Source organism: Pseudomonas lurida (genome assembly GCF_002563895.1).
GTDB lineage: Bacteria > Pseudomonadota > Gammaproteobacteria > Pseudomonadales > Pseudomonadaceae > Aquipseudomonas > Aquipseudomonas lurida.
Genome location: NZ_PDJB01000001.1, coordinates 905,039 through 916,774 on the forward strand (window position 1 = coordinate 905,039; position 11,736 = coordinate 916,774).

An 11,736-nucleotide genomic window follows, 5' to 3' on the forward strand; every position below is an offset into this window, starting at 1 on the left:
CAGGTTGCAGGGGGCGGGAGAGCGCCCATAATGTCGCGCATTATACGAGGCTGCGAGCGCCTTCGAACGGGATATTTAGGAGTCTTTTATGGCAGTCCCCCTTACCACCCTCGTCGAGGAAGCGGACCGCTACCTCGGCAGCGCAAAAATTGCCGACTATTGCCCCAATGGCCTGCAGGTCGAGGGGCGCCCCCAGGTGATGCGTATCGTCAGCGGCGTGACCGCAAGCCAAGCCCTGCTCGATGCAGCCGTCGAGGCCCAGGCCGACCTGATCCTGGTGCACCATGGCTATTTCTGGAAGGGCGAAAACCCCTGCGTCACCGGCATGAAGCAGCGCCGCCTGAAAACGTTGCTCAAGCACGACATCAGTCTGCTGGCCTACCACCTGCCCCTGGACCTGCACCCCGACGTCGGCAACAACGTGCAGTTGGCCCGTCAACTGGACATCACCGTCGAAGGCCCGCTGGACCCGAGCAACCCGAAAATCGTCGGCCTGGTCGGCTCCCTCGCCGAGCCCCTCTCGCCCCGTGATTTTGCGCGCCGAGTGCAGGAAGTCATGGGCCGCGAACCCCTGCTGATCGAAGGCAGCGAGATGATCCGCCGCGTCGGCTGGTGCACAGGCGGTGGCCAAGGCTATATCGACCAGGCGATTGCCGCGGGCGTCGACCTGTACCTGAGCGGTGAGGCCTCCGAGCAGACCTTTCACAGCGCCCGTGAAAACGACGTCAGCTTCATCGCGGCCGGCCACCATGCCACCGAGCGTTACGGCGTACAGGCGTTGGGGGAGTACCTGGCACGGCGCTTCGCCCTGGAGCATCTGTTTATCGATTGCCCCAACCCGATCTAAGCCAGACAGCTGAACCAATGTGGGCGCTGGCTTGCCTGCGACGGCTCCAACTCGGTGTGGCTGACGTACCGAGTTGTCTGCACCGCAGGCAAGCCAGCTCCCACTCATGAACGCGTTTCACCCCCAAACCTCGGGGCATATTCATATACCGTTTCGATCTAGCCCGCGTCCTGAATAGAAGCAGGTGCTGTGCTAGCATGCCCCGCTCGAACACGGCCCGCTGGCCGTCCATAAGATCGTTTTTCCGTGAGTAACCATGGTCGACAAACTGACGCATCTGAAACAGCTGGAGGCGGAAAGCATCCACATCATCCGCGAGGTCGCCGCCGAGTTCGACAACCCGGTGATGCTCTACTCGATCGGTAAAGACTCCGCCGTGATGCTGCACCTGGCACGCAAGGCCTTTTTCCCGGGCAAGCTGCCGTTCCCGGTGATGCACGTCGACACCCGATGGAAATTCCAGGAGATGTACAAGTTCCGCGACAAGATGGTCGAGGAACTGGGTCTGGACCTGATCACCCACGTCAACCCGGACGGCGTGGCGCAGGGCATCAACCCGTTCACCCACGGCAGCGCCAAGCACACCGACATCATGAAGACCGAGGGCCTCAAGCAGGCGCTGGACAAGCATGGTTTCGATGCAGCCTTCGGCGGTGCCCGTCGCGATGAAGAGAAATCCCGCGCCAAAGAGCGCGTGTACTCGTTCCGCGACAGCAAGCACCGCTGGGACCCGAAGAACCAGCGCCCCGAGCTGTGGAACGTCTACAACGGCAACGTCAACAAGGGCGAGTCCATCCGTGTGTTCCCGCTGTCCAACTGGACCGAGCTGGACATCTGGCAGTACATCTACCTGGAAGGCATCCCGATCGTGCCGCTGTACTTCGCCGCCGAACGCGAAGTGATCGAGAAGAACGGCACGTTGATCATGATCGACGACGACCGCATCCTCGAGCACCTCTCCGACGAAGACAAAGCCCGAATCGTCAAAAAGAAAGTACGTTTCCGTACCCTTGGCTGCTACCCGTTGACGGGCGCGGTGGAGTCCGAAGCCGAGACGCTGACGGACATCATTCAGGAAATGCTCCTGACGCGAACTTCCGAGCGCCAGGGCCGTGTCATCGACCACGATGGTGCAGGCTCGATGGAAGATAAAAAACGTCAAGGCTATTTCTAAGGGGTTGTCATGTCGCATCAATCTGATTTGATCAGCGAGGACATCCTCGCCTACCTGGGCCAGCACGAGCGCAAGGAAATGTTGCGCTTCCTGACCTGTGGCAACGTCGACGACGGCAAGAGCACCCTGATCGGGCGCCTGCTGCACGACTCCAAGATGATCTACGAAGATCACCTGGAAGCCATCACCCGCGATTCGAAGAAGTCCGGCACCACCGGTGACGACATCGACCTGGCGTTGCTGGTCGACGGCCTGCAGGCCGAGCGTGAGCAGGGCATCACCATCGATGTTGCCTACCGCTACTTCTCTACCGCCAAGCGCAAATTCATCATCGCCGACACCCCTGGCCATGAGCAGTACACCCGCAACATGGCCACCGGTGCTTCCACCTGTGACCTGGCGATCATCCTGATCGACGCCCGCTACGGCGTGCAGACCCAGACCCGTCGCCACAGCTTCATCGCCTCGTTGCTGGGCATCAAGCACATCGTGGTGGCCGTCAACAAGATGGACATCAACGGCTTCGACCAAAGCGTATTCGAGCAGATCAAGGCCGATTACCTGAAGTTCGCCGACGGTATCGCCTTCAAGCCGAGCACACTGGCCTTCGTGCCGATGTCGGCGCTCAAGGGTGACAACGTGGTGAACAAGAGCGAGCGTTCGCCTTGGTACACCGGGCAATCGCTGATGGAGATTCTCGAGACCGTCGAGATCGCCAACGACCGCAACTACACCGACCTGCGTTTCCCGGTGCAGTACGTCAACCGTCCGAACCTGAACTTCCGTGGTTTTGCCGGCACCCTGGCCAGCGGCATCGTGCACAAGGGCGACGAGGTCGTGGTGCTGCCGTCGGGCAAGAGCAGCCGCGTCAAATCCATCGTCACCTTTGAAGGTGAGCTGGAGCACGCAGGCCCAGGCCAGGCCGTGACCCTGACCATGGAAGACGAGATCGACATCTCCCGTGGCGACTTGCTGGTACATGCCGACAACGTGCCGCAAGTGACTGACGCCTTCGACGCCATGCTGGTGTGGATGGCCGAAGAGCCGATGCTGCCGGGCAAGAAATACGACATCAAGCGCGCCACCAGCTACGTGCCGGGTTCCATCACCAGCATCGTGCATCGCGTGGATGTGAACACCCTCGCCGAAGGCCCGGCGAGTTCGCTGCAGTTGAACGAGATCGGCCGCGTCAAGGTCAGCCTCGATGCTGCCATCGCCCTGGACGGCTATGACAGCAACCGCACCACGGGCGCGTTTATCGTCATCGACCGTTTGACCAACGGCACGGTGGCTGCGGGCATGATCATCGCGCCGCCGGTCAGCCATGGTGGTGCTGCGCAGCACGGCAGCCTCGCTCATGTCGCCACCGAAGAGCGCGCCCTGCGCTTCGGCCAGCAACCGGCCACCGTGTTGTTCAGCGGCCTGTCCGGCGCTGGCAAGAGCACCTTGGCCTACGCGGTCGAGCGCAAGCTGTTCGACATGGGCCGTGCGGTGTTTGTACTCGATGGCCAGAACCTGCGTCACGACCTGAACAAGGGCTTGCCGCAGGACCGCGCCGGTCGTACCGAGAACTGGCGCCGTGCCGCTCACGTGGCGCGCCAGTTCAACGAAGCCGGCCTGCTGACCCTGGCCGCGTTTGTGGCACCGGATGCCGAAGGCCGTGAGCAGGCCAAGGCGCTGATCGGCGGCGACCGTCTGCTGACCGTCTACGTGCAAGCGTCGCCGTTGGTGTGCGCCGAGCGTGATCCGCAAGGCTTGTACGCCGCTGGTGGGGATAACATCCCTGGCGAGTCCTTCCCCTACGACGTGCCATTGAATGCCGATCTGGTGATCGACACCCAGGCCCTGTCGGTGGAAGAGAGCGTCAAGCAAGTGCTGGAACTGTTGCGTCAGCGCGGCGCGATCTAACCCTCGCGGCCACAAAAAAGCCCGCCACCGATGACTCGGTGGCGGGCTTTTTCATGGCGTCTTGAAAACAACTCGGTCAACTGTGGGAGCGGGCCTGCTCGCGAAAGCGGAGTGTCGGTCAATACATGTGTGGCTGACCCACCGTATTCGCGAGCAAGCCCGCTCCCACATGTTGATCACTTATTATCCGGGAAGTCTGTGTGCAGTTTGTCCAGCAGCGCATCCTTGTCTTCCCACAGCTGGTTGATCCAGCCCTGAAACGCCAACCGATACGCCCCATCCTGCTCATAATTCTTGCCAATGAACTCGGCCGGGATCTGCACCTCTTCAAAGTGCACCACCACGTCCTTCACCTTCCCGCACAGCAAGTCCCAATACCCGGGGCGCCCGCCAGGGTAGTGGATGGTCACGTTTACCAGCGACTTCAATTGCTCACCCATGGCATCCAGCACAAACGCGATACCGCCGGCCTTGGGCTTGAGCAGGTAGCGAAACGGCGAGTTCTGCTGGGCGTGCTTGCCCGGTGTGAACCGTGTGCCCTCGGCAAAGTTGAAAATGCCCACCGGGTTGTCGCGAAACTTTGCACATGTCTTGCGGGTGGTTTCCAGGTCTTTGCCTTTCTTCTCCGGGTGTTTTTCAAGGTAGGCCTTGGTGTAGCGCTTCATGAACGGGAAGCCCAGCGCCCACCACGCCAGGCCAATCACGGGCACCCAGATCAACTCTTGCTTGAGGAAGAACTTCAGTGGGCGAATCCGCCGGTTCAGCACGTATTGCAACACCATGATGTCGACCCAGCTCTGGTGGTTGCTGGTCACCAGGTACGAGTGCTGATAGTCCAACCCTTCGAGCCCGGTCAGGTGCCAGCGGGTGCGGCGTACCAGGTTCATCCAGCCCTTGTTGTTGGTTACCCAGGCTTCGTGGGTGTGGTTCATCAGCCATTCGCTGAAACGCTTGGCAAACGGCAGCGCCTTGAACAACGCCACGATAAACAGGAACGAGCACAGCAGGATCGTGTTCAGCGCCAACAGCAGTGAAGCGATCACACCGCGTAGGGCGGCAGGTAGAAAATCCAGCATTTAGATATCCATGGGTCGGTTGGCGGCTTGGATCGCAGTGAGCGCGATGGTGTACACGATGTCATCCACCTGGGCGCCGCGCGGCAGGTCGTTGACCGGTTTGCGCAGGCCCTGGAGCATCGGCCCCAGGCTGACGCAATCGGCGCTGCGCTGCACAGCCTTGTGCGTAGTGTTGCCGGTATTGAGGTCGGGGAACACAAACACCGTGGCCTTGCCAGCGACCTGGCTGTTGGGCGCCAACTGCCGGGCCACGTTTTCGTTGGCTGCGGCGTCGTATTGCAGCGGCCCGTCGATCAGCAGCGAGCTTTGCTGTTCGTGGGCGAGCAGGGTGGCTTCGCGGACTTTTTCCACTTCCTCACCGCTGGCCGATTCGCCGCTGGAATAGCTGATCATCGCCACGCGCGGGGTGATGCCGAACGCGGCCGCCGAGTCGGCGCTCTGCAGGGCAATTTCCGCCAGCTCGGCGGCGCTCGGGTGCGGGTTCATCACGCAGTCGCCGTACACCAGCACCTGCTCGGGGAACAGCATGAAGAACACCGACGACACCAGGGTGCAGCCCGGCGCGGTCTTGATCAGCTGCAGGGCAGGGCGGATGGTATTGGCGGTGGAGTGAATGACGCCGGAAACCAGGCCGTCCACTTCATCCAGCGCAAGCATCATGGTGGCGATCACCACGGTGTCTTCCAGTTGTTGCTCGGCCATTGGCGCGTTGAGGCTCTTGCTCTTGCGCAGCGCGACCATCGGTTCGACATAGCGTTGGCGAATCAGGTCGGGGTCGAGAATCTCCAGGCCTTCGGGCAGTTCGATGCCCTGGGCACGCGCGACCGCTTCCACGTCCGCCGGCTTGGCCAGCAGCACGCAACGGGCAATCCCCCGTGCTTGGCAGATGGCGGCGGCTTGCACGGTCAATGGCTCGCTGCCTTCGGGCAGCACGATGCGCTTGTTGGCCGCCTGGGCGCGCTGGATCAGTTGATAGCGGAACACCGCGGGTGACAGGCGCATTTCCCGTGGCGTGCCACAGCGTTGGTGCAGCCAGCGCGCATCGAGGTGACTGGCGACGAAGTCGGTAATGATCTCTGCACGTTCGCGGTCATCAATGGGGATTTCTTTATTGAGGCTATTGAGCTGGTTGGCGGTGTCGTAGGAGCCGGTGCTCACCGACAGCACCGGTAGCCCGGCCTGGAACGCACCGCGGCACAAATCCATGATGCGTGGGTCGGGCAGGGTGTCACTGGTCAGCAACAGGCCGGCCAGGGGGACGCCGTTGATCGACGCCAGGCTGACCGCAAGAATGATGTCGTCGCGGTCGCCGGGCGTCACCACCAGCACGCCGGGCTTGAGCAGCTCCACGGTGTTGCGCATGGTGCGGGCGCAGATGATGATCTTGGTCATGCGCCGTGTTTCGTAGTCACCGGCGTTGAGGATCTGCGCGCCCATCAGGTCGGCGACGTCGCGGGTGCGCGGCGCATTGAGTTCCGGCTGGTAGGGGATGCAGCCGAGCAAACGGAAATCGCCACTGCGCAACAGCGGCGAATGTTCTTTGAGGCGTGCCGCGAAGGCTTCCATGCTTTCGTCGGTGCGCACCTTGTTAAGGATCACGCCGAGTACCTTGGGGTCTTTTGGGCCGCCAAACAGTTGCGCCTGTAATTCCACGCGGCCCGAGAGTTCGGTGAGCACTTCGTTTTCCGGGGCGGACACCAGGATCACTTCCGCATCCAGGCTCTTGGCCAGGTGCAGGTTGACCCGCGCCGCATAGCTGGCGCTGCGGGTCGGCACCATGCCTTCGACAATCAGCACATCCTTGCCCACGGCGGCCTGCTGATACAGGGTGATGATTTCTTCCAGCAGCTCATCGAGCTGGCCGTCGCCGAGCATGCGCTCGACGTGGGCCAGGCCCAACGGCTGTGGCGGCTTCAGGCCGTGGGTGCGCGCCACCAGCTCGGTGGAACGCTCGGGTCCGGTGTCGCCTGGGTGCGGCTGGGCAATCGGTTTGAAAAAGCCGACTTTCAGCCCGGCCCGCTCAAGGGTACGCACCAGCCCAAGGCTGATGGAGGTCAGACCCACACCAAAATCGGTGGGCGCGATAAAAAAAGTTTGCATGCGAATTCTCTGGAGGTGCATGGCTTGGGTGGCGCTCTATGGCTGAGCGTCTACCGCGAATCAGGCGCCAAGGTTATCGTTATTCGCGCTCCTGCGTACACCAGCCGCAGGCAAAGGGCTGGCCTATTTTTTCAAGGCGTTGCGCGGGATCAAGCACCCAGGCGCGCGACTGCCAGGGTGGCTGGTGGCGCAGGTGCTGAGTGTGGCCGCAGGACAGCTCGGCCACCCAGTGCTGGTCCTCATCCTGGTGGAACCCGATGATGAAGGATGCCGTTGATCGGTCCCGTCCGTCCGGGTTCTGTTCGCTTTCGGGCAAATCCTTGTTTAGACTTGTCCGTTCTTCATTCTTATGCAAAAGGTCTCGCCCCATGACGATCGCCGCTAACAAGGCTGTCTCCATCGACTATACCCTGACCAACGACGCTGGTGAGGTCATCGACAGCTCCGCCGGCGGCGCGCCGCTGGTCTACCTGCAAGGCGCAGGTAACATCATCCCAGGCCTGGAAAAGGCGCTGGAAGGCAAGAGCGTCGGTGATGAGCTGACCGTTGCCGTAGAACCTGAAGATGCCTACGGCGAGTACTCGGCCGAACTGGTCAGCACCCTGAGCCGCAGCATGTTCGAAGGTGTTGACGAGCTGGAAGTGGGCATGCAGTTCCACGCTTCCGCGCCGGACGGCCAAATGCAGATCGTCACCATCCGTGATCTGGACGGCGACGACGTGACCGTTGACGGCAACCACCCACTGGCTGGCCAGCGCCTGAATTTCCAAGTGAAGATCGTTGCCATCCGCGACGCTTCCCAAGAAGAAGTGGCTCACGGCCACGTCCACGGTGAAGGCGGTCATCACCATTGATTGCGGTTTGATCAATAGGTAGCAAAAACGCCCCGACTGGTTCGGGGCGTTTTTTTTTGTGCCCTGAAAATGCACGCAGTTCAAAAACGTGGGAGCGGGCTTGCTCGCGAAGGCGCCCCGACAGCCGACCTGGATGTTGGATCAGGCCGGGTACATATCCGTTATTTAGGTTACGGCTGATATTGGTTCCGCTCTTACAGCGGGTCACTTTGGAAAAGAGCCCCAAAGTAACCAAAAGGCTCTTGCCCCAACACTCGGCACCTCGCTCACGCTCGGTGTGCCCGTAATCCGACAGTGATTTGGGTGGCCGCCGCCACGCGCCCTCCATGGCGCGGGGCGGCTAAACCGGCATCCCTGCCGGTTTACCCCCCAAATCCCTGTCGAATTCCGGCCAGCGTGTTTGATGGGGCGCCTGAGATCAAAAGCACGATCAAGATCAAGATCAAGAGCGACTCGCTTCGCATCGTGGTTAGGGTAGGTTGCAGCAAAAACTGTGTAGATACCTGGGCTCATCGCGGGCAAGCCCGCACATGTTGGTCTGCAAACTCCGGATATAAGGCACAAACAAAAATGCCCCGGACCTTTCGGTACGGGGCATTTCTTAACTGTTTCGCAACCGGGGTTGCGTTGCAGTTGTTACCACTTAGGCTGCAGCAGCAACGCTCAGAGCCTTGATGTGGCCATTCAGGCGGCTCTTATGGCGAGCGGCCTTGTTCTTGTGGATGATGCCTTTATCGGCCATACGGTCGATAACTGGCACAGCCAGAACGTAAGCAGCTTGGGCTTTTTCAGCGTCTTTGGTGTCGATGGCTTTAACTACATTCTTGATGTAGGTACGAACCATGGAACGCAGGCTGGCGTTGTGGCTGCGACGCTTCTCAGCCTGTTTTGCACGTTTTTTGGCGGAAGGTGTGTTGGCCACCGTCGAGCTCCTCGAAAGACTTTTTAGGAAATAGCAAACAAAATAGGCCGCGAATCATGCCGATGACTTGATGGGTTGTCAAGGGCGGCTGATGCGAACTGCTGAGTGGTCGATCTGAAGAGGCGGGTGATTTATTTCCGGCGCTTGACCTGTAAACTCGCGAGCTTTGGCTCTGTGCTGTTGCAGGCGCGCAGTATCGCATAAGTGGGCGCTTTGTTCGCCTGCTGTTTACCTATAGGCGCAAACTCTTTCAATGAATCTGCTCAAATCGTTGGCCGCCGTCAGCTCTATCACGATGATCTCCCGGGTTCTGGGGTTTGTGCGTGACACCCTGCTGGCGCGCATTTTTGGCGCCAGCATGGCCACGGATGCCTTCTTTATTGCGTTTAAATTGCCCAACCTGCTGCGACGGATCTTCGCCGAAGGCGCGTTTTCCCAGGCATTCGTGCCGATCCTGGCGGAATACAAGACCCAGCAGGGCGAGGAAGCCACCCGCACCTTTATTGCCTATGTCTCGGGCCTGCTGACCCTGGTGCTGATGCTGGTGACCGTGCTCGGCATGCTCGCCGCGCCTTGGGTGATCTGGGCCACGGCCCCCGGGTTTGCCAACACGCCGGAAAAATTCGCGCTGACCACTGATCTGCTGCGGGTGACCTTTCCTTATATATTGCTGATTTCCCTTTCATCACTGGCCGGCGCGATCCTCAATACCTGGAACCGCTTCTCGGTGCCGGCTTTCGTGCCGACCTTGCTGAACGTCAGCATGATCATCTTCGCGCTGTTTCTTACGCCGTACTTCGATCCGCCCGTCATGGCCCTGGGTTGGGCCGTACTGGCGGGTGGCCTGGCGCAGTTGCTCTACCAGCTGCCCCACCTGAAGAAGATCGGCATGCTCGTACTGCCGCGCTTGAACCTCAAGGACACCGGCGTATGGCGCGTGATGCGCAATATGCTGCCGGCCATCCTGGGGGTGTCGGTCAGCCAGATTTCGCTGATTATCAATACGGCGTTCGCTTCGCTGCTGGTGTCTGGCTCGGTGTCGTGGATGTACTACGCCGACCGCCTGATGGAGTTGCCGTCCGGGGTGCTGGGCGTGGCCCTGGGCACTATTCTGCTGCCAACGCTGGCGCGTACCTATGCGAGCAAGGACCGCCAGGAGTATTCACGCATCCTCGATTGGGGGCTGCGGCTGTGCTTTGTGTTGGTGCTGCCGTGCGCCCTGGCCCTGGGGATCCTGGCCGAGCCGTTGACCGTGTCGCTGTTCCAGTACGGCCAATTCGATGCTCATGACGCGTTGATGACGCAGCATGCGCTGGTCGCTTACTCCGTCGGTCTGCTCGGCATTATCGTGATCAAAGTGCTGGCTCCGGGCTTCTATGCACAGCAAAACATCCGTACACCGGTCAAAATCGCGATTTTCACGCTGATCGTCACGCAATTGCTCAACCTGGTGTTTATCGGCCCGCTGGCCCATGCCGGCCTGGCCCTGGCCATCAGTGCAGGTGCGTGCATCAATGCCGGGCTGTTGTTTTACCAATTGCGCAAACAGCAGATGTTCCAGCCGCAGCCAGGTTGGGGGCTGTTCGCTCTCAAATTGCTGGTCGCGGTGGGAGCGATGTCGGCAGTGCTACTTGGCTTGATGCACTTCATGCCCGCCTGGGACGAGGGCCATATGCTGGAGCGCTTCATGCGCCTTGGTGGACTGGTTGTCGCCGGCGTGGTGGTGTACTTCGGGATGTTGCTGCTGCAAGGTTTCCGGCTGCGGGATTTCAATCGCAAGTCGCTGAGCTAGAGAGTTTTCCGGGATAAAACGGTTGTTTTATCGATTCGATCCATTTGGCCTGTGCTGTTGCCTGTCGTCCGGGGCCGGGTGTGGTTATAATCGACCACTTTATGAGCAAGAAGCGCGTTATGCAGCTGGTTCGAGGTCTCCACAACCTGCGCCCCGAGCATCGGGGCTGCGTCGCCACTATTGGCAACTTTGACGGTGTTCACCGTGGCCACCAGGCTATCCTGGCCCGGCTGCGCGAGCGTGCGGTCGAGTTGGGCGTGCCCAGCTGCGTGGTGATTTTTGAACCACAGCCGCGGGAATACTTCACGCCCGAGACCGCGCCGGCGCGCCTGGCTCGCCTGCGTGACAAGCTGCAACTGCTGGCTGAAGAGGGTGTGGACCGCGTCCTCTGCCTGGCCTTCAACCAGCGTTTGCAAAGCCTGAGCGCCGCCGAGTTTGTCGACCGCATCCTGGTCGATGGCCTGGGCGTGCAGCATTTGGAGGTCGGTGACGACTTCCGTTTCGGTTGCGACCGCGTCGGGGATTTCGATTTCCTGCAACAGGCCGGCGTCAACCAGGGGTTTACCGTCGAAGCCGCGCAAACCGTCGAACTGGACGGCCTGCGCGTGAGCAGCACCCAGGTGCGTAACGCCCTGGCCGCTGCCGACTTCGCCTTGGCCGAGCGTTTGCTCGGCCGTCCGTTCCGCATTGCCGGACGGGTCCTGCACGGCCAGAAGCTGGCGCGCCAATTGGGCACGCCAACCGCCAACGTGCAACTCAAGCGTCGTCGTGTGCCACTGACCGGGGTTTACCTGGTGAGTGTCGACATCGACGGCCAATCGTGGCCGGGAGTCGCCAACATAGGCGTCAGGCCCACGGTTGCAGGTGATGGCAAGGCCCACCTGGAAGTTCATCTGTTGGATTTTGCCGGTGATCTGTATGACCGGCGTTTGACGGTGGTTTTCCACCAGAAGCTGCGTGAAGAGCAGCGTTTCGCCTCCCTTGAGGCGTTGAAAACGGCGATCAATGCGGATGTCGCCGCCGCCCGTGCACTAGCCGCACCTAGCGCCCATCGCTAACCGAA

General features: G+C 60.7%; 10 protein-coding genes. 6 read left to right on the plus strand and 4 right to left on the minus strand.

Features of this window, described 5'->3' with window-relative positions:
- Nucleotides 1–88 precede the first annotated feature (88 nt).
- The 3 genes from ATH90_RS04015 to cysN all read left to right on the plus strand — a co-directional run bounded on the left by ATH90_RS04015 (nt 89) and on the right by cysN (nt 3,929).
- A complete protein-coding gene (locus ATH90_RS04015; RefSeq protein WP_034102044.1) occupies nt 89–847 on the plus strand; it encodes a Nif3-like dinuclear metal center hexameric protein in 759 nt (252 codons plus the stop codon).
- 256 nt (nt 848–1,103) lie between these two features.
- Nucleotides 1,104–2,021: a sulfate adenylyltransferase subunit CysD gene (cysD, locus tag ATH90_RS04025; RefSeq protein ID WP_005784641.1), complete on the plus strand. Its 918-nt coding sequence runs from the start codon at nt 1,104–1,106 to the stop codon at nt 2,019–2,021.
- A 9-nt stretch (nt 2,022–2,030) separates the two neighbouring features.
- On the plus strand, nt 2,031–3,929 hold the full coding sequence (gene cysN / locus ATH90_RS04030; RefSeq protein WP_069021576.1) for a sulfate adenylyltransferase subunit CysN: 1,899 nt from the start codon (nt 2,031–2,033) through the stop codon (nt 3,927–3,929).
- A 176-nt stretch (nt 3,930–4,105) separates the two neighbouring features.
- Here cysN and ATH90_RS04035 read toward each other — a convergent pair whose 3' ends face one another.
- The 3 genes from ATH90_RS04035 to ATH90_RS04045 form a co-directional block, all read right to left on the minus strand.
- Nucleotides 4,106–5,005: an acyltransferase gene (locus tag ATH90_RS04035; protein WP_034102051.1), complete on the minus strand. Its 900-nt coding sequence runs from the start codon at nt 5,003–5,005 to the stop codon at nt 4,106–4,108.
- The gene (gene pta, locus ATH90_RS04040) at nt 5,006–7,105 is read right to left on the minus strand and encodes a phosphate acetyltransferase (RefSeq protein ID WP_098465757.1); all 2,100 of its coding nucleotides are present in this window, start codon (nt 7,103–7,105) and stop codon (nt 5,006–5,008) included.
- Nucleotides 7,106–7,184: 79 nt separating this feature from the next.
- On the minus strand, nt 7,185–7,475 hold the full coding sequence (locus tag ATH90_RS04045) for a DUF3565 domain-containing protein (RefSeq protein ID WP_069021572.1): 291 nt from the start codon (nt 7,473–7,475) through the stop codon (nt 7,185–7,187).
- Here ATH90_RS04045 and ATH90_RS04050 point away from each other — a divergent pair.
- Nucleotides 7,474–7,959, plus strand: coding sequence for an FKBP-type peptidyl-prolyl cis-trans isomerase (locus tag ATH90_RS04050; protein WP_027606858.1), 486 nt, complete (start codon nt 7,474–7,476; stop codon nt 7,957–7,959). The genes ATH90_RS04045 and ATH90_RS04050 overlap by 2 nt on opposite strands.
- A 643-nt stretch (nt 7,960–8,602) precedes the next feature.
- Here the strand turns inward: ATH90_RS04050 and rpsT are convergent.
- The gene (gene rpsT, locus ATH90_RS04055; protein ID WP_016976313.1) at nt 8,603–8,881 is read right to left on the minus strand and encodes a 30S ribosomal protein S20; all 279 of its coding nucleotides are present in this window, start codon (nt 8,879–8,881) and stop codon (nt 8,603–8,605) included.
- Nucleotides 8,882–9,134: 253 nt separating this feature from the next.
- Here rpsT and murJ point away from each other — a divergent pair, with 253 nt between their 5' ends.
- On the plus strand, nt 9,135–10,673 hold the full coding sequence (gene murJ, locus ATH90_RS04065) for a murein biosynthesis integral membrane protein MurJ (RefSeq protein WP_034102057.1): 1,539 nt from the start codon (nt 9,135–9,137) through the stop codon (nt 10,671–10,673).
- 119 nt (nt 10,674–10,792) lie between these two features.
- Nucleotides 10,793–11,731, plus strand: a complete 939-nt coding sequence (ribF, locus tag ATH90_RS04070; protein ID WP_034102059.1) for a bifunctional riboflavin kinase/FAD synthetase — start codon at nt 10,793–10,795, stop codon at nt 11,729–11,731.
- The last annotated feature ends 5 nt before the right edge of the window (nt 11,732–11,736 follow it).